This is a genomic window from Thioclava sp. NG1 (genome assembly GCF_003122275.1).
Lineage (GTDB): Bacteria > Pseudomonadota > Alphaproteobacteria > Rhodobacterales > Rhodobacteraceae > Thioclava > Thioclava nitratireducens.
Genome location: NZ_QFBB01000006.1, coordinates 68,679 through 85,337, shown reverse-complemented (window position 1 = coordinate 85,337; position 16,659 = coordinate 68,679). Strand labels below are relative to the sequence as shown.

Annotated in this window: 17 protein-coding genes and 1 tRNA gene; 11 read left to right on the top strand and 7 right to left on the bottom strand. The window is 63.0% G+C overall.

The features are described from left to right. Positions 1 to 23: 23 nt before the first annotated feature. The 5 genes from DEM26_RS12795 to DEM26_RS12775 all read left to right on the top strand — a co-directional run bounded on the left by DEM26_RS12795 (position 24) and on the right by DEM26_RS12775 (position 4,134). Positions 24 to 1,715 (top strand): acyl-CoA dehydrogenase, encoded by a 1,692-nt coding sequence (locus tag DEM26_RS12795; RefSeq protein ID WP_109172570.1) that lies wholly within the window; start codon positions 24 to 26, stop codon positions 1,713 to 1,715. Next, positions 1,712 to 2,764, top strand: coding sequence for an MBL fold metallo-hydrolase (locus DEM26_RS12790; protein WP_109172569.1), 1,053 nt, complete (start codon positions 1,712 to 1,714; stop codon positions 2,762 to 2,764). Before DEM26_RS12795 ends, DEM26_RS12790 begins: the two co-directional genes overlap by 4 nt. Next, positions 2,761 to 3,255 carry a DUF6173 family protein gene (locus DEM26_RS12785; protein WP_075775974.1) on the top strand — a complete coding sequence of 165 codons (495 nt, stop codon included), beginning with the start codon at positions 2,761 to 2,763 and terminating at the stop codon, positions 3,253 to 3,255. Before DEM26_RS12790 ends, DEM26_RS12785 begins: the two co-directional genes overlap by 4 nt. 62 nt (positions 3,256 to 3,317) lie before the next feature. Then, complete coding sequence (locus tag DEM26_RS12780) at positions 3,318 to 3,452, top strand: aa3-type cytochrome c oxidase subunit IV (protein WP_075775975.1); 135 nt, start codon at positions 3,318 to 3,320, stop codon at positions 3,450 to 3,452. Positions 3,453 to 3,498: 46 nt separating this feature from the next. Then, positions 3,499 to 4,134: a hypothetical protein gene (locus DEM26_RS12775; RefSeq protein WP_233243098.1), complete on the top strand. Its 636-nt coding sequence runs from the start codon at positions 3,499 to 3,501 to the stop codon at positions 4,132 to 4,134. A 5-nt stretch (positions 4,135 to 4,139) separates the two neighbouring features. Here the strand turns inward: DEM26_RS12775 and DEM26_RS12770 are convergent, their stop codons facing one another. After that, the gene (locus DEM26_RS12770) at positions 4,140 to 5,162 is read right to left on the bottom strand and encodes an AbrB family transcriptional regulator (protein WP_369907842.1); all 1,023 of its coding nucleotides are present in this window, start codon (positions 5,160 to 5,162) and stop codon (positions 4,140 to 4,142) included. A gap of 312 nt (positions 5,163 to 5,474) precedes the next feature. Between DEM26_RS12770 and DEM26_RS12765 the strand changes: the two genes are divergently transcribed. The 4 genes from DEM26_RS12765 (at position 5,475) to DEM26_RS12750 (ending at position 9,676) form a co-directional block, all read left to right on the top strand. Further along, on the top strand, positions 5,475 to 6,425 hold the full coding sequence (locus tag DEM26_RS12765; RefSeq protein WP_075775976.1) for a TAXI family TRAP transporter solute-binding subunit: 951 nt from the start codon (positions 5,475 to 5,477) through the stop codon (positions 6,423 to 6,425). 90 nt (positions 6,426 to 6,515) lie between these two features. After that, complete coding sequence (locus DEM26_RS12760) at positions 6,516 to 8,597, top strand: TRAP transporter permease (protein WP_088720327.1); 2,082 nt, start codon at positions 6,516 to 6,518, stop codon at positions 8,595 to 8,597. After that, positions 8,594 to 8,959: a DUF1850 domain-containing protein gene (locus DEM26_RS12755; RefSeq protein WP_088727937.1), complete on the top strand. Its 366-nt coding sequence runs from the start codon at positions 8,594 to 8,596 to the stop codon at positions 8,957 to 8,959. The genes DEM26_RS12760 and DEM26_RS12755 overlap by 4 nt, the downstream gene beginning before the upstream one ends. A 138-nt stretch (positions 8,960 to 9,097) precedes the next feature. Then, entirely contained in the window at positions 9,098 to 9,676 is a 579-nt protein-coding gene (locus DEM26_RS12750) for a helix-turn-helix transcriptional regulator (RefSeq protein WP_088720326.1), read from the top strand. On the opposite strand, the gene DEM26_RS12745 is transcribed toward DEM26_RS12750, so the two are convergent. From DEM26_RS12745 to DEM26_RS12720, 6 genes are all read right to left on the bottom strand, one after another. Beyond that, the gene (locus DEM26_RS12745; protein ID WP_109172568.1) at positions 9,663 to 10,877 is read right to left on the bottom strand and encodes a surface lipoprotein assembly modifier; all 1,215 of its coding nucleotides are present in this window, start codon (positions 10,875 to 10,877) and stop codon (positions 9,663 to 9,665) included. The genes DEM26_RS12750 and DEM26_RS12745 overlap by 14 nt on opposite strands. Before the next feature lie 46 nt (positions 10,878 to 10,923). Continuing rightward, positions 10,924 to 11,616, bottom strand: coding sequence for a hypothetical protein (locus DEM26_RS20205; protein ID WP_146194461.1), 693 nt, complete (start codon positions 11,614 to 11,616; stop codon positions 10,924 to 10,926). Positions 11,617 to 12,021: 405 nt separating this feature from the next. Beyond that, positions 12,022 to 13,548: a ferredoxin--NADP reductase gene (locus DEM26_RS12735; RefSeq protein ID WP_109172566.1), complete on the bottom strand. Its 1,527-nt coding sequence runs from the start codon at positions 13,546 to 13,548 to the stop codon at positions 12,022 to 12,024. Further along, a complete protein-coding gene (locus DEM26_RS12730) occupies positions 13,545 to 14,291 on the bottom strand; it encodes an FAD:protein FMN transferase (protein ID WP_109172565.1) in 747 nt (248 codons plus the stop codon). The genes DEM26_RS12735 and DEM26_RS12730 overlap by 4 nt, the downstream gene beginning before the upstream one ends. A gap of 7 nt (positions 14,292 to 14,298) precedes the next feature. Next, positions 14,299 to 14,709, bottom strand: coding sequence for an FMN-binding protein (locus DEM26_RS12725; RefSeq protein WP_075775981.1), 411 nt, complete (start codon positions 14,707 to 14,709; stop codon positions 14,299 to 14,301). Between the two features lie 307 nt (positions 14,710 to 15,016). Further along, positions 15,017 to 15,091 (bottom strand) — tRNA-Thr (locus DEM26_RS12720). Between the two features lie 118 nt (positions 15,092 to 15,209). On the opposite strand from DEM26_RS12720, the gene DEM26_RS20580 reads away from it, so the two are divergent. Both DEM26_RS20580 and murA read left to right on the top strand, forming a co-directional pair. Continuing rightward, complete coding sequence (locus DEM26_RS20580; protein ID WP_167733383.1) at positions 15,210 to 15,380, top strand: hypothetical protein; 171 nt, start codon at positions 15,210 to 15,212, stop codon at positions 15,378 to 15,380. Position 15,381: 1 nt separating this feature from the next. Beyond that, positions 15,382 to 16,650 carry a UDP-N-acetylglucosamine 1-carboxyvinyltransferase gene (gene murA / locus DEM26_RS12715; protein ID WP_075775987.1) on the top strand — a complete coding sequence of 423 codons (1,269 nt, stop codon included), beginning with the start codon at positions 15,382 to 15,384 and terminating at the stop codon, positions 16,648 to 16,650. Positions 16,651 to 16,659: the final 9 nt, after the last annotated feature.

Here is a 16,659-nt window from a genome sequence, read left to right as displayed (position 1 = left end):
GCCAAGCTGCCCGGAGGAGACCCATGACTTACCGTTCCCCCGTCACCGACATTCGTTTCATCCTCGATCACGTCGTGCCGCTTGCGCCCGTCGCCGCCACCGAGATGTTCGCCGAGGCGACCCCTGATATGGTCGAGGCGATCCTCACCGAAGGCGGCAAACTATGCGACGAGGTGATCGCGCCGACCAATCGCGACGGCGACCTGACGCCCGCGAAACTGGAGAACGGCGTTGTCCGCTCGTCGCCCGGTTTCAAGGAGGCCTTCGCGGCGCTTGCAGAAGGCGGCTGGATTGGCATCGCGGCGACCCCGGAACATGGCGGGATGGGCCTGCCGCAGGCGCTCAACGTCGGCTTCAACGACATGCTATCGGGCGCGAACCTCGCGCTGCAGCTCAGCCCGCTGCTGACACAGGGCCAGATCGAGGCGCTGGAGCATCACGCCTCCGACGAGATCAAGGCACTGTATCTGCCCAAGCTGATCTCGGGCGAATGGTCGGGCACGATGAACCTGACCGAGCCGGGGGCAGGCTCCGACGTGGGGGCGCTCAAGACCAAGGCGGTGCCGAATGGCGACGGCACCTATGCGATCTCGGGCCAGAAGATCTACATCACCTGGGGCGACAATGATTGCGTCGAGAATACCTGCCACCTCGTGCTGGCGCGCCTGCCCGATGCGGCGCCCGGCACGAAGGGCATCAGCCTGTTCATGGTGCCGAAGCTGATCCCGGATGCCGATGGCAAGCCGGGCGTGGCGAACTCGCTGAAAGTGGTTTCGCTGGAGCACAAGCTGGGTATCCATGGCTCGCCGACCTGCGTGATGAGCTACGAGGGCGCGACCGGCTGGCTCGTCGGCGAAGAGAACAAGGGCATGGCCGCGATGTTCACGATGATGAACAACGCGCGTCTGAACGTCGGCGCGCAGGGCATCGGCGTGGCCGAAGCGGCCTATCAGCAGGCGCTGGCCTATGCGAAGGACCGGGTGCAATTCGCGCCGATCGTGGAGCATGCCGATGTGCGCCGGATGCTCTCGGGCATGAAGGCCGAAATCTTCGCGGCGCGGTCGATTGCGCTGGCCTGTGCGGTGGCGATCGACATGGGGCGTGCGACCGGCGATGCGAACTGGCAGGCCCGCGCGGCGCTGCTGACGCCGATCGCGAAGGCCTATGGCACCGATATGGGCATCCGCGTTGCCTCGACCGGGATCCAGATCCATGGCGGCATGGGCTTCATCGAGGAGACGGGCGCTGCGCAATATCTGCGCGACGTGCGGATCACCACGATTTACGAAGGCACCAACGGCATTCAGGCGATGGACCTCGTGGGCCGCAAAATGATGGACGAGGGCAAGGCCGCCTTCCGTCTGCTGCAGGAAATCGAGGACGAGGCGCAGGGCGCACGTGGCGATTTCCCGGTGCTGGCCGAAGACGTCTGGCAGGCCGCCGAGGAATTGCGCGAGCACACGGAATGGATGGTGCGCCAAGGCATGCAGGATCGTTTCGCGGGTGCCGTGCCCTATCTCGACGCCTTCGCGCGGGTGCTGGGGGGCTATTACCACCTGCGCGCCGCCATGGCCGAGGGGCGCGATTCCGCGCGCGGGCATCTGGCCGCCGTCTATATCCGCCGCCTGATGCCGGCCTATGCGGCCTCGCTGGCCGAGGCGAAGGAGGGGGCCGAGGGGCTCTACGCGCTCAGCGTCGAAGATCTCGAGGCATGAGGGGCGAGGACACCCCCGCGTCGACGAGCGGCATCCGCTATCCTTGGGCAGAGCCGCCAGATCCGGGCGGCGCGATCGAGGTCGCACCCGGCGTGATGTGGATCCGGCTGCCGCTGCCCATGGCGCTCGATCACGTCAATTGCTTTGCGTTGGACGAGGGCGATAACTGGGCGCTTGTCGATCCGGGCATCGACACGCGCAAATGTCGCGCGGCGCTGCAGGCGGCGATGGACGGACCGCTGGGTGGCAGGCCGGTCACGAAGGTTCTGGTGACCCATTACCACCCCGATCATATCGGGCTGGCAGGCTGGCTGCAGAAGCAGGGCGCGGAGCTGATAACCACGCGGACCTCGTGGCTGTTTGCGCGGATGCTGCAACTCGATCCGCAGGATCGGCCCGTGGCCGAGACCCTGACCTATTACCGCCGCGCCGGGATGGACGCGGCGCTTCTGGACAAACGCGCCAATGAACGCCCCTTCAACTTCGCCGATTGCGTTCATGCGATGCCGCTCGGTTTCACCCGGATCGTGGAGGGCGACGAGATCACCCTCGGTGGGCGGCGTTGGGCGGTGAAGATGGGCGACGGGCACGCGCCCGAACACGCGACGCTGTGGAGTTTGGACGACGATCTGGTCCTGGGCGGCGATCAGCTGCTCCCCTCGATCTCGGCCAATCTCGGTGTTTACGCGACCGAACCCGAGGCCGATCCGCTGGCGGACTGGCTTACCTCCTGCGCGCGGTTTGCCGAGATCGCGGAGGATCGCCATCTCGCGCTGCCCGGCCACAAGCTGCCTTTCACCGGGCTGCCGCTGCGGCTGCGTCAGATGATCGAGAACCACGAGGGTGCGCTGAAACGTCTGCGCAAGCATCTCGACACCCCGCGCACCGCTTGCGATTGCTTCCCGCCGCTGTTCAAGCGCCAGATCGACGAGAGTACCCACGGGCTTGCGATGGTCGAAGCGATGGCGCATCTCAACCATCTTTGGCACAAAGGAGAGGTGAGCCGTACCTTGCGAGAGGACGGCGCCTGGCTCTGGAGCCTGAAATGACCGAAATACGCACCACCGCCGAAGCCCATGAGGAAGCTGCCCTTCCGAATGCGAAGGTGGTGCATACCTCGGAGAACGCGCCGAAGACCGCCGAGGTCAAACCGCTTCCGCCCGAACTGGCTCGGGCGCGGCCCGAGGACAAGAGCCCGGCGCAATGGGCCTATGAGCGAGTGTTGCTCTATATCCAGAACTTCGAAGAGCAGCTGCAGGAAGACGAAGAAGTCGTGCTTGGCCTCACCGGCGGCGAGGCGGGCGTCCTGCAGATCGAGGGGATCGGTTTTTTCGATCCCGACATCCTCACTTTCTATGGCACCGACGAATACGGTGCGCGCACGCAGCTCATCCAGCATGTGAACCAGCTCAACGTGATGCTGATCGCGCAACCGAAACCCGCCGAGGACGAGGCGCCGCGTCGGATCGGCTTCCGGCTCGCCCGTGCGCTGGAGGAAGAAATTGCGCCGGAGACCAAGAACCCGCAAGACGAGACGTGACAGCCTGTCGCAGCTCGGCTAGTTTTCCCTCTGGGAGATCAGCGCAATAGGGAGAACGCGCAATGGCCGAGTACAAACCGGGCAACATGGACATTCGTGACCAAGAGAGAACATTCAACGGATTTGTTCGCTTCGTCACGGTTTCGGTGATTGTGATCATCTGTTTTCTGGTGTTTCTCGCATTGGTGAATGGCTGACGCGACCGGCGCAGCTGAGAGACACTCAGAACGGGAGATCAGGTAGATGATGCGCCTGCTTCTTGTCTGCCTGATGCTGCCGCTTTTCCTAGCCGGCTGCGGTGCAGACCACATTTACGCCTCGGATGCCGAGGTCGCCAAATATCGCTATGTTTCCGACGAGCCGCCTTCGGTCACGCTTTATACCGTGATCTCGACCAATACCGGGTCGGGCGGGCATTCGGCATTGCTGATCAACGGGCGCGAGCGGATCATCTTCGATCCGGCGGGCACCTGGAACCATCCCTGGGCACCCGAGCGCAACGACGTGCATTTCGGCATCACCGAGAAGATGCGGAAATTCTACATCGACTATCATGCCCGCAAGAGCTGGTACGTGCGCGCGCAGAAAATGCCACTGACGATGGCGCAGGCCGATCAGTTGATGGCGCGGGTGGAGCGCAATGGCTCGGTCAACAAGATGATGTGTGCGGATTCGGTGTCGAGCGCGCTGCGCGATATGCCGTGGCTGCACGATCAGATTCCCTTCACCTTCTCGCCGCTGAAGCTGTCGCGGGCGTTCGGGGAACTGCCGGGCGTCACCGAGAAGGATCATTACGACGACGATCCCGATGACAATTCGGGCGTGTTGATGATCCAGCAGCAGCCCTACAATCACGGTGAAACCCAGTTCAACGAGTGAACGGGTTACACATCACCTCGCCTGCGTGACAATGCGCGGGCGAGCGCGGGGCCCGCGACTAGCACCAGCAGGAATCGGGCGATCTGCATCGCCATCACGAAGGGCACATCGACCTGCGTGCCCGCCGCGATGATCGCCACCGAATCCGCGCCACCCGGGCTGGTGGCGAGATAGGCGGTCACCGGCTCGATCCCGGCGAAATAGACCAGCCCCATGGCAAAAGCGGCGCAGAGCGCGATCAGCGCGATGATCGAGCCGAGGATGCGCGGCAGAAGCCGTGCGGCATGGCCCAGCACGGCACGGGTAAAGCGCATTCCGATGCCCCAGCCGACGACCGCGTAGCTGATCGCGAGCACGGTCTGGGGCAGGGTGATCTCCAGCAGGCCCGTGGCGCTGGCGATCAAGCCGAAGGCCATCGGCAGCAGCAGCCCGCCGCCCGGAATGCGCAGCCGCACCCCCAGAAAGCCCGCCCCGATCCCGAGCGCAAGCGACTCCGCCGCGCCGAGGAAGTCGGTCGGACCCTCCTGAGCCATTGCCGTGCCAACCTCGCCGCCCTGTGCCACGCCGAAGAGCTGGACGACGGCAGTTGCGGCGATCGCGCAGCAGGCGACGCGGGTATATTGCATGACGGCGACAAGGCGCATATCGGCGCCGTAATCGTCCGACATCAGCGTCATCGCCGTCGCGGCACCGGGGGAGGAACCCCATATCGCCGTCGTGCCCGGTAACCCGCCCGCACGCGCCATCACCCAGCCGAGCGCGCTCGCCCCCAGCACGGTCGAGAGTGTCCCGGCAAGGAAGATCGGCCAGTCGCGGGCGATCTCGGGCAGGATCGAGGCGGGAAGCTTCGAGGCGATCATCACCCCCACGACACCTTGCGCGGCAACGAAGCCCAGAGGCGGTAAACGCACGGCCCCGCCGCTCGCGGCGAGCGTGATCGCGGCCGCCATCGGACCCAGCAGAAACGCAGCCGAGAGATGCGCAAGGCTCAGCGCGAAAGCCAAAACTGCGGAGCTCGCAAGCAGCACGGCCCAACGCAATGCTGCGGGCCAGCGGGCGGGGGAGTATCGGAAGGGAGGCAAAGAGCGCATAGGGGCTTTGAAGAAGAAAATCATCTGTTTCCGAGCAGATAGGGCTCGTAGCGTCAAGCGCATAGCGAAATTCGAAACTTCCGCTCGGGAACCCTGATTGCGATCGAGCGCGCCGTCGTTCACGTCAAGCGGAGAATTTTCCGCTTTCTGGTTTCATCGACGTGAATTGAATTGATCCCCGCGCAAAACCCGTCACTTTGGGGTCGGTCCCGCTTTTCACTGCGGGCAATGACATATGGGAGGATTACGATGTTCCAACACATCAAGCTCGGCGCGCTCGTCGCCGGGGCGATTGCTTTGAGCGCACCCGTGGCCAAGGCCGAAAGCTTCATCAACATCCTGACCGGGGGCACCTCGGGCGTTTATTATCCGCTCGGTGTGGCTCTGTCCGAAGTCTATGGCGAGAACATGAAGGACGTGCGCGTTCAGGTGCAATCGACCAAGGCGTCGGTCGAGAACCTGAACCTGCTGCAACAGGGCCGGGGGGAGCTGGCCTTCGCACTGGGCGACTCGGTAAAGGATGCGTGGGAAGGCAATGCGGATGCGGGCTTCAAGGCCAAGCTCGGCAAGCTGCGCGCGATCGCCGCGATCTACCCGAACTACATCCAGCTCGCCGCACTCAAGGATGCCGGCGCGACCACGATCACCGATCTCAAGGGGAAGAGCCTTTCGGTCGGTGCGGCGAAATCGGGCACCGAGCTGAATGCGCGCAAGATCTTCGACGCGGCGGGCATGAGCTATGACGATCTGGGCAAGGTCGAATACCTGCCGTTCTCGGAATCGGTCGAACTTATGAAGAACCGCCAGCTCGACGCGACCTTCCAGTCCTCGGGTCTGGGCAACGCGGCGCTGAAGGATCTGTCGACCACGCAGGACGTGACCTTCGTCGAGATCCCCGCCGACATCGCAGAGAAGCTCGGCGCGCCCTACAAGGCAGGCGTGATCCCGGCAGGTACCTATCCGGGGCAGGACGCGGATGTGCCGACGGTGGCGATCACCAACATCCTCGTCACCCGCGAAGGTGTTTCGGATGAAGAGGCCTACCAGATGACGAAGCAACTCTTCGAACATCTCGACACGCTCAAGGCCGCGCATTCGGCCGCGAACGGCATCTCGCTCGAGGCGGCGGTGCAGGGTCTTCCGATCCCGCTGCATCCGGGTGCGGAGAAATACTACAAGGAGCAGGGCGTGCTGAAATAAGCCGCTAGAGCTCAGGTGAGGGGCGGCGCGCTTTTCGGGTCGCCCCTGATCGTTCGGGCCAATGCGCCCAAACCGGGGGAGGAGACAGGCATGGACAACAAAGAAGAAGCAGCGGTCGACGCGGCGGTGCACGATCCGCTGGCTGGCGGCTTTCCGCAATCGCGCGAGGGGCGGGCGCTGTTCTGGCTCGCGGTCGCTTTCTCTGTCTGGCAGATCGCCTTCGCCGCCCATGTCATCAACCCCTCGAGCCAGATTGCGCGGGCCGTCCATGTGGGCTTCCTGCTCGCGCTCGGCTTTCCGCTGCTTGCCATCGCCCGAGGCTTCGGTCCGGTCGGACGCTCCATCGCCTATATCCTGGCCGCAGCCGGAGTCGCTGTCGCCGCCTATCAATGGATCGAATACACGCCGCTTCTGCTGCGCGCGGGTGATCCGAACACGCTCGACCTCGTGGTCGGCTGCGTGCTTCTGATCACCGTCTTCGTCGCCGCCTGGATGCTGATGGGTCCGGCGCTGCCGATCATCGCGGGCACGTTCTTCCTCTATGCCATGTTCGGCCAACACCTGCCGTCACCGTTGAACCATCGCGGCTACGCCTTCGAGCAGGTGATCGAACAGATGAGTTTCGGCACCGAAGGCATCTACGGCATCCCGACCTATGTGTCGGCGACATATATCTTCCTGTTCATCCTATTCGGCGCCTTCCTCGAGAAAGCCGGGATGATCAAGCTGTTCACCGATGTCTCGCTCGGTATGGTCGGGCACAGGATGGGCGGGGCCGCGAAGGTCTCCGTTCTGTCTTCGGGGCTGATGGGCACGATCTCGGGCTCGGGCGTCGCCAATGTCGTGACCACCGGGCAGTTCACGATCCCCCTGATGAAGAGCTTCGGCTACCGCTCCGCCTTCGCGGGCGGCGTCGAGGCCACGTCTTCGATGGGCGGGCAGATCATGCCGCCGGTGATGGGCGCTGTGGCCTTCATCATGGCAGAGACGCTGGGCGTCGATTACGTCGAGGTCGTCAAGGCCGCGCTGATCCCGGCGATCCTCTATTTCGCGGGGGCGTTCTGGATGGTCCATCTGGAGGCCGGAAAGCGCGATCTGCGGGGCCTTGCGAAATCCGAACTGCCGAGCCCGCGCAAGGCGCTGAAAGAGGGGTGGTATCTGCTGCTGCCTCTGGCCGTGCTCGTCTACCTTCTGTTCACCGGCTACACGCCGCTTTTCGCGGGTACCGTGGGCCTGTCGCTCACGGGCCTCCTGATTCTCGGCGGGTCGGTCGCGCTCGGCCTGCCCAATCAGGTGCTGCGTGTGATCTTCTGGGTCGTGCTGGCGCTGGTCGCGGCGGCTTTCTTCGAATTCGGCATCTGGGCGGTGCTGCTGGCCATCGCGGTGCTGATCGCGATCAACGTCTTCTCGAAGGGCGGGCGCGAAACCTTGGCGCTCTGTCGTGACAGTCTTGCCGATGGCGCGCGGACCGCGCTTCCCGTCGGCATTGCCTGCGCGCTCGTCGGCGTGATCATCGGCGTGATGACCCTGACGGGGGCCGCGACCACTTTCGGGCAGTTCATCGTCGGCGTCGGCAAATCGAGCCTGTTCCTGTCGCTGATCCTGACCATGATCACTTGCATCGTGCTGGGCATGGGGATTCCCACGATCCCGAATTACATCATCACCTCCTCGATCGCTGGCCCGGCGCTTCTGGACCTCGGCGTGCCGCTGATCGTCAGCCACATGTTTGTCTTCTATTTCGGGATTCTCGCGGACCTGACGCCCCCCGTGGCGCTCGCCTGTTTCGCGGCGGCACCCATTGCGAAGGAGAGCGGTCTGAAGATCAGCTTCGAAGCGATCAAGGTCGCCGCCGCAGGTTTCGTCGTGCCCTTCATGGCGGTCTACACGCCCGCGCTGATGCTGCAGGATGGTGGGCCACTCGCCGCCGCGATCGGCTATTGGCCGGCGGTCGCCTACATCGTGATCAAGGCGCTGCTGGCGCTGTCGCTCTGGGGTGTTGCGGTGATCGGCTGGCTGGGCCGCCCGCTGGCGATCTGGGAGCGCGCGCTGGCCATGGTCGCGGGCTTCACCCTGATCGCGGCGTTGCCGCTGACCGACGAGATCGGCTTCGCGCTCGTCGCCGCGTTCGGCGCGGCGCTCTGGCTGGGCCGCAAGCGGGCGATGGCATGAGCGCCTCCTGCCTGATGGTCGGCGCCGCGATGGTGGCGCTGGCGAGCGATGGTCAGTTCTCGCTCCAATGGATGCATTCGGTCGAGCATGAGGGCTGGCGCGAACATTGGCAGGTGACCGACCATGACACGCTGCGCCTCGTCGGCGCGGCGGTGAAAGGCTCGGGTGCCGGGATGGAGCCGGGTCCGGGTGGTCATTTCGAGGATGGCTGGTGGGTCTGGACGACCGATGGTCCGGATGTGCCCGCGCTGACCCTCGCGGCTTCCGGCGCCACGATCTCGGGCTGGACGCTCTGCTCGAAGAAATGCGAAACCATAGGTGCCGATCGCGAGGCCCCGATCCACATCGCCCCCTGCGACTGACCGGAGTTCCGAGTAGCGACTGGTCGGCCTCGACCGCGCCGTTTTTTTCGTGAGTTGTCGTGAATCGTATTGTGAACGGCGTCAGAAATCGGATACGAATGATTCATATATAGATGATTGTATTCATTCAGAGATTTCATGACCTATCCGTTTCAAAACGGCGCAGGGGTTAGCCAGTGCGCTGCGCTGGAGGCCGCCTGCGATATTTTTTCATCCGGGATAGTCGCCGGACCGAATGCGCCGATGCAAACCTTCCTCAAACGAGACCTCGGCATCACCGCGCGCGAACCTCTGAGCCTGTCAATGGTCCCGGGCGGACGCCTCTTGCGCGCGCCGGTCCTCTCGGCCACCGCCCGTTGGGCGGCGCAAGCCACCGTGCTCCGGCCTCGCGTCAAGCGCCTGCCGAACCTGAGGCAAATAAATCTCCTCCCGCTCGCGCCCGGACGCGCACGCTGTATCCTTTTTCTGAATACGGAGGAGTTCGCAGCGGAAGAAAACATTCCGAATATCACCCGCCGCGAGCGTCAGATCCTTGTCCGCGCCGTGCGTGGCGAACGCCGGGAACAGGTGGCTTTCGCATTGGGCGTTTCGGTTTCGACGGTCGACATGCATCTCCGGAATCTGCGCGAGAAATTCGGCCTTCGTACGACCAATGCAGTTGTCGCGCGGGTGGTGGAACTGGGGCTTTGCGAAGAAGACGCCCTCAGAACTGGGTGACGAAATGTACGCCGCAATCGAGCGAAAGATAGCTGTAAAGCGACACGTTCGACCGGTTGCGCCGCGCGGTGCAGCTCAGTTGAGGTGTCGTGCCCATCACTTTGAAGCTTTCCAGCCCGACTGAGGCGGTGAGGGAAATGTCGCGATCCACGCGTGGCTTTCCGAACAACGGAAAGTCCCCGTCGAAGTCGCGCAGCCCGGCTGTCGCTGAGAGTTCCGCGCTAAGCGTTCTCGTGATGCGGCGGCTCGCTCCTACGGTGAGAGCTGCGCGGGTGTAGCTTTGATAATCGCTACGCAAATCTGCGCGCTCGAGCCGCAGTGCGAGCTCGAGGCTGGAGCGGCGTGAAATGGCTCTGTCGTAGCCAAGGCTGAGTGCGTAGCGTGGCCCGTTGAGATAGCGTTTTGCCTCGAAGCGGCTTTGCGTGACGGAGCCGATGACCGTGAGGTTGGCGTCATGTGCGAGCCGCCAATGGCGGTCGAGGTTGAGACTCGTATCGGTCGCATCGGATCGCGTTTGACCATGTGCAGCGGCATAGAAGCTGTGCCCAGCCTCGATTGTCGCGCCCCAAGAGGCTCCTGCGATGAGACGCTCGTAGCGCACCGAAAAGCTCGGTTTCACGAAGCGCAGTTCCTTGGGCGAGTACCAGTTTCCCGACACCGCGCCGCGCAGGCGCAACCGCCAATCGAGCGCAGGGTGGATGTAATAGTCGACGCTCGCGCTGGCGCCGAGCCCCAACCCCGACGTTTCCCGGCCGCCATCCGTGATCTGGAAGCGCCCCGCTTTGGTTGCGAAAACCTTCTGCGAGGAGACATGACCGAGATTGCTCGTCGGCAGAAGCGAGATCTGCCCCGAGATCCGCCAAGGGTGCGATTGATCGAGTTGTCGCAAGGCCGCGTTGAAAGCCATCTCGCGATCCGGCGCGCGATCCGACACATAGCGCAACACCCGATCCGCGCCTTTCGGGGAGCCAATCTGGTCGAGGCTTTGCTCGAGCGCGATTTGCGCCGGCGAGTAGTGGGGCGCCTTCGCTGCGATCGTCCCGAGAATGGTGATCGCGGTGAGCGTGTCGCCCTTGGCGCTGAGGCGCGCGCCGATCTGCGTCCAATCCGCGAGGCTGCGTTCTTGGGGTGCGGCGGAGAGAGGGGTGGCGCAAAGAAAAATGGCTGCTGAGAGCAGTCGGCGCGAGGCGGATAGCGTCATGTAAAACCTATGGGTGTGCCGGGAGCGATGCTCCCGGCAACAATTTTTATTGTTCTACCGCCACATAGCCGCCGTTACTGACGGCAAGGCTCTCAGTTCCCGCAGAAACAGTGCCCGTCACCGAGCCGCTCGTCACCAAAGTTCCAGCATCGTCATAGACTTTGCCAGCGAGGTCGAGGTTCGTGTCCATATCGACGCCATCCTGAATCACGCCCTTCGCTGTCGCGCTGAGGCTCCCGTCATTCTGGAGCGTGCCGTCGACAGAAAGCGTGCCCGGGTTCTCGGTGCGGCGGTCCGAGGCGGAACCGTCAGCGGCTTGGTTGTAGAAGGCAAAGCTACCGGCATCGCCGGTCACCTTTTTGTTGTCGAAGTCGACATCCATCGACAACTTCCCTGCGACGATACGAGGCGTGCCTCCATCCCCTGGGAGTTCGAATTTCAAGGCACCATCCATGCGCGCAGTCCCCTGGGGGTCTTGTGCGACAGGAAGAGCGCCAGCCGACAGGGTGGAGATTGCGCCGAGCGCCGAGTTCACCGTCGCAACATCCATCGTTCCGGAGGTGGCAGTCTCGAAGGTCGAGCCTGTGGTGCTCCCGCCGCTCGACGACCCGCCGGACGTATCTCCGGGTACATTGTTAGTCGGCGTATCGGTGGAGAGGGATGTGTCGCTACCGCTACCCATGCAGCCTGCGAGTGCAAAACACACAGCGGTCGCGGCAATCGAAAATTTATAAGTCATTAATTCCCCTATTTTCCCAAAACGAGCCAGACCTTGGCTCTCACAGGTCAGGTGCAGGATTCTGGCGGATTTCGGCAATCTGAAGTAAACCACAGGTTGCGCCCGATCATGCCAAGGTTGCTTGAGCGGTCGAGTGTACGGCTCTCGCTCAAGCCTCTCTCGGTGGAAGGCGAGGTGTGGTTTCCGAGACACTCGCGGTAACGGTTCGTTAACCCTACGGCTCGAACGGAAAGGCGTCGTTATCCCGGTAAAACCTGAGAAAATCCCGACAGATTAGGCGGGGCCTGAAATTTGGCCCGGCGAACAGCGCAACCGTGGCGTTTGCTCAGCGAAACGACGGTTTCGCAGTCGGGCGCAAAACCACAGGTAATGGAGAGATTTCGCACGCGGACGACTCCGCGGAGATCAAAGCCCGGAAAAGGCATCCGTGTGAATCCGCCTGCGACGGACGCCGCAATTTCGAAGAGTCTTTCGGAAGCCGGCGACCATCGCGCTCGCTCCGGACACGTAGACACGCCGTTCGTCCAGATCGGGAACGCATTCGCGTAGTTTCGTCTCGTCCATTCGGCCCTCGACCACCGTGCCGGGGAGGGTCGAGGCGTCGCCGGGGGCCCCGGAAACCGCGTAGACAACTTTCATTCCGAGTTCGCTTCGCGCGCGCGTCAGAAGCTCTCGATATGCGACCTCGTCAGCCGACCTGTTCGCGTAGACCAGCACGATATCGCGTTTCTCGCCGCGTTCGAGGAGATCGGCGATCATGCTCCGGAACGGGGTGATTCCGATCCCTCCCGCGATGAAGAGGAGCTTCTTCTCACGTTGTCGGGGCAGGACGAAGGTGCCGGCGATCTGGGAGCCATAGATCGGGTCGCCTTCCTGCATCTCCAGGAGCCCACGCTTGAACTCGCTGCCGTCGGGGGTGAACTTGACGCCGACCCGCACCGAAGACGCTCCGGGGGCGGAAGCGATGGTGAAGGTTCGGCGATTGCCGCGCGTGTCGGATTTCGGCAGTCCCAGCGTCCAGTCGAGATACTGTCCCGCGCGGAATTTCAGGGCGCGGTCCGACTGAAAGACGAACTCGTAGCAGTTCGCTGCGATCTCCTCGACACCGATCAGCTTCATCTTGAAGCGTCCCTTCGGACTCGCGGCCCAGGCGTAGATATTGGCCACGAGGAAGGCCATTTCAGGAGAGAAATATAGCGTCCCGATATGGATGTTCGAGCAGGACAACACACCGACGATGGCTGCATAGACATGCCGCGACCAACGGCCATGGGCGGCTGTCAGGGGCTCGGTGAGCATCGCGAAGCCGGCGAAGAACAGCGGCGAGTAGAGGAGCGTTTGTTGCAGCGCCATGCCCATCATGCCGGGGGGCGTCGTCGCGATGACCGCCGCGAGGTTCGACAGGATGTAGACCGCGATCATGCCGAGACGCTCTATCTTGTAGCCGACGAGCAGCCCGCCGAGGATCACCAGAGGCAACAGTTGCGGCGTGCCGCCGACCCACCACAAGGCCGGGGTGTTGAGCCCGATCCCCGCGACGACGGCACCGAGCGCCACCGGGTTGAAGATGTGTTTGTGCCCGATCGTCAGGATGAATTTCGAGGCGATGGCTGCGACCGACGCGAGCACGATCGCGGCGAGCGTCGTCGGGTCGGCCATATCCGCTGGCGGCATGATGAGCGCGAGGATCAGGGCCGTAATATGCACGGATTCCGAATTCGTCGGCAGCTTGAGCACAATGCTGAAAAGCCGGTTCGTGACCCATGCGCTCGCGACCGCAAGCACGAGCGACAAAAGCAGACCGGCAGGGTCGAGGAATGTCGCTCCAGTCATCCCCGCGGCAAGTCCGCCGACGAACAGGAGCCCGAGATAATAGACCATCAACCGATACATGGTGACGCCATTCAACGCACGTCTGATCAGCCTCATCATGAGAAGACAAACTCCTTGAAACCGGTCGTTTGCACGGCCGTGCCATCGCGGTGGATCTGGTAGGCTTCGACGCCCTCGAGGTCTTCGATGTAGTAAATGCCCGCGTCACCCATCGCGAAGGCCGCCGTGGCATGCAGGTCCGCGACGAGGACGTCACTTCCGATTACGGTAATGCTGACGGGGCCTTCGATGCGGCGGGCGCGATCATGCGGGTCATAGATGTGATCGCCACGGATGTAGTTTCCCGAGGTCGCAACGCCTTGTCCCCTCGGCTTGACGGCTTTGACGATCTCCTGCGGCGCGAAAGGATTGCGGATACCGATCGACCATTCCTGTCGCGACGCATCGCGTCCGCCGACTTGTATATCGCCACCGGCGTCGATGCAGAAATCCGCGAACCCCTCTCGCTCGATCAATTGGGCCGCGCCGAGGATCGCCCACCCTTTCACGACACCCGAGGGATCGATGGTCCCGTCGTTGCGCCTTATGTCGAAATACCCGTCCGTGAACTCTCGCATGCGATGCGCAATTTCCAGCACGTCGCGCATTTGGGAACTGAGTGCGGACTCCCCGACCTCGCCCGCATTGAAGCGCGACACTTCGCTGTCCGGCCGGAACGGACTGAAGCGTATATCGACGTCGGTGAAGAAATCGAACACGCGCTCGTGAATGCCTGTGTGCTCTGAATTCGGGATGTCGAGCGTGATCGGCATTCCCATGATGAGCCGCGTCTCGACTGTCATGGCCGGGCTATTTCAGGGATTTCCGCAGCGCATCATGGACCGAGTTCAGAAAAGCCTGGCTCGTGAGCGTAGCGCCGGAGATGTAGGAGACGTTGGTATTCTGCGCCATGACGATCTCGCGTTCGAGCATCGGCAGGGCCTTGCTGTTGATATATCGGCTGGTCCTGCGATCCGTCGGTGCCCTCAGGATGTCGATGGAGGAAATTTTTCCGTTTTTCACATGGGCTTGGGCCTGCACATAGCCATAGTATTGACGGACGGGCGAGCCAGTCCATGTGCCATCCTGATACTGCGCTCCGTCAGGCAGCGCCTGAGGCTGCGAGAAGCTCGAGAAAAAACCTGCCGATGCCGCGGTCGAACTTAGCAGCACCGCGAGAATACTGGCTGAAAGAGCATTTGGTAACTTCCAACGCGTCATTTTGGACCTCCTGACGTACCTTTCGTTTCCGGCCCGGTGAATTCGATCTGACGGTCGCTCAAGTGACCCGTGGCCTATAGTAAAGATACGTCCTCGACCCCGATATTGAAGTCGCGCCCGTTCCCCTTTGCGTGAGGCGAACGTGCGTGAAAATGTGATGTGACATACCGACAGGCGCTGAGACGCGGCGCCTTCGATCAGGTGGTGGAAGACAAGAGGACCCTCTCGAAAACCCTCGCCCTAATGTGGGTCAGGATCTTGGTGCAGCGCTCGGAACGCTAACGGAATTCGATTTTCGAAGGGGAAGTGGTGCTGCTGGAGAGACTTGAACTCTCGACCTCTCCCTTACCAAGGGAGTGCTCTACCGCTGAGCTACAGCAGCGCCGGTTTCGGTCCGTCGCTTCGACCGTGGCGGGGATTTAGACGCAATCGCGCGGGGGTGCAAGGGCAAATCTTGCTCTCTCTCGACAGGATTTCGCAGGCGGGTTAAACGGGGCGCCATGACAGGCGGTAAGAAAGACGGATCGGGCACGTCCCGCGAGGCGGGGTTGAGCCGCGAAGAGCGTCGGGCGCAGGCGCTCCGGGCGAATCTGCAGCGGCGCAAGGCGCAGGCGCGCGCGCGCAAATCCGAATCCAAGCCGCCGAATAACAACGAATCCGAGGGCAGTTGAAATGGACAGCATCGTCGTACGCGGCAACGGGCCTCTTTCCGGCCAAATCCCGATCGCGGGGGCGAAGAACGCCTGTCTCGCGCTGATGCCGGCCACGCTTCTGAGCGATGAGCCGCTGACCCTGACCAATGCGCCGCGCCTGTCGGACATCCGCACGATGACCGAATTGCTGGCCTCTCTCGGCGCGGAAGTGACCGCGCTGCAGGAGGGAAAGGTGCTCGCAACCTCGTGCCATGGCGAGATCAACCCGGTCGCGGATTATGAAATCGTGCGCAAGATGCGCGCGTCGAATTTGGTGCTGGGGCCGCTGCTGGCACGTCTGGGCCATGCGGTCGTCTCGCTGCCCGGCGGTTGCGCGATTGGCGCGCGCCCGATGGATATCCATGTCGATGCGCTCGCGGCGCTCGGCGCGGAGATCGAGCTGAAGGACGGCTATCTGCATGCCGAAGCGAAGGGTGGACTGAAAGGCGCGACGCATGAGATGCGCTTCGCCTCGGTCGGCGCTACCGAGAACTTCCTGATGGCGGCCTCGCTCGCCAAGGGCACATCGGTGCTGAAGAACGCCGCGCGCGAGCCGGAGATCGTCGATCTCGCGAAATGCCTGCGGGCAATGGGGGCGCAGATCGAGGGTGACGGTACCTCGGAGATCGTGATCGAGGGCGTGGATCGGCTGCACGGCGCGACGCACCCGGTGGTCGCCGACCGGATCGAACTGGGCACATACATGCTCGCGCCCGCGATCTGCGGCGGCGAGGTGGAATGTCTGGGGGGGCGAATCGATCTGCTGGAGAGCTTCTGCGAGAAGCTCGATGCGGCGGGTATCTCGGTCGAGCAGACCCATACCGGCCTCAAGGTCGCGCGCAAGAACGGCCGCATTCGTGCCGTCGACGTGACTACCGAGCCTTTCCCCGGCTTCCCGACGGATCTTCAGGCGCAGATGATGGCGCTTCTTTGCACCGCCGAGGGCACCAGCGTTCTGGAAGAGAAGATTTTCGAGAATCGCTTCATGCACGCGCCCGAGCTTATGCGGATGGGCGCGAATATAGAGGTCCATGGCGGCCATGCGACGGTCCATGGCGTCGACAAGCTCAAGGGCGCGCCGGTGATGGCGACCGATCTGCGGGCCTCCGTGTCGCTGATCCTCGCGGGGCTGGCCGCCGAGGGCGAGACCGTCGTCAGTCGTGTCTATCACCTCGATCGCGGCTATGAGCGCGTCGAGGAGAAGCTGGCGGGCGTCGGCGCCCATATCGAGCGCGTGAAAGCGAATTGATCGGCTGGC

Excerpts from the sequence above, each read along its gene's own strand:
- DEM26_RS20580 (WP_167733383.1), top strand. The coding sequence starts at position 15,210 with ATGACAGGCGGTAAGAAAGACGGATCGGGCACGTCCCGCGAGGCGGGG.
- DEM26_RS12760 (WP_088720327.1), top strand. The coding sequence starts at position 6,516 with ATGGACAACAAAGAAGAAGCAGCGGTCGACGCGGCGGTGCACGATCCG.
- DEM26_RS12780 (WP_075775975.1), top strand. The coding sequence starts at position 3,318 with ATGGCCGAGTACAAACCGGGCAACATGGACATTCGTGACCAAGAGAGA.
- DEM26_RS12775 (WP_233243098.1), top strand. The coding sequence starts at position 3,499 with ATGATGCGCCTGCTTCTTGTCTGCCTGATGCTGCCGCTTTTCCTAGCC.
- DEM26_RS12785 (WP_075775974.1), top strand. The coding sequence starts at position 2,761 with ATGACCGAAATACGCACCACCGCCGAAGCCCATGAGGAAGCTGCCCTT.
- DEM26_RS12765 (WP_075775976.1), top strand. The coding sequence starts at position 5,475 with ATGTTCCAACACATCAAGCTCGGCGCGCTCGTCGCCGGGGCGATTGCT.
- DEM26_RS12745 (WP_109172568.1), bottom strand. The coding sequence starts at position 10,877 with ATGACGCTATCCGCCTCGCGCCGACTGCTCTCAGCAGCCATTTTTCTT.
- murA (WP_075775987.1), top strand. The coding sequence starts at position 15,382 with ATGGACAGCATCGTCGTACGCGGCAACGGGCCTCTTTCCGGCCAAATC.
- DEM26_RS20205 (WP_146194461.1), bottom strand. The coding sequence starts at position 11,616 with ATGACTTATAAATTTTCGATTGCCGCGACCGCTGTGTGTTTTGCACTC.
- DEM26_RS12755 (WP_088727937.1), top strand. The coding sequence starts at position 8,594 with ATGAGCGCCTCCTGCCTGATGGTCGGCGCCGCGATGGTGGCGCTGGCG.
- DEM26_RS12795 (WP_109172570.1), top strand. The coding sequence starts at position 24 with ATGACTTACCGTTCCCCCGTCACCGACATTCGTTTCATCCTCGATCAC.
- DEM26_RS12790 (WP_109172569.1), top strand. The coding sequence starts at position 1,712 with ATGAGGGGCGAGGACACCCCCGCGTCGACGAGCGGCATCCGCTATCCT.
- DEM26_RS12725 (WP_075775981.1), bottom strand. The coding sequence starts at position 14,709 with ATGACGCGTTGGAAGTTACCAAATGCTCTTTCAGCCAGTATTCTCGCG.
- DEM26_RS12730 (WP_109172565.1), bottom strand. The coding sequence starts at position 14,291 with ATGACAGTCGAGACGCGGCTCATCATGGGAATGCCGATCACGCTCGAC.
- DEM26_RS12750 (WP_088720326.1), top strand. The coding sequence starts at position 9,098 with ATGACCTATCCGTTTCAAAACGGCGCAGGGGTTAGCCAGTGCGCTGCG.
- DEM26_RS12735 (WP_109172566.1), bottom strand. The coding sequence starts at position 13,548 with ATGATGAGGCTGATCAGACGTGCGTTGAATGGCGTCACCATGTATCGG.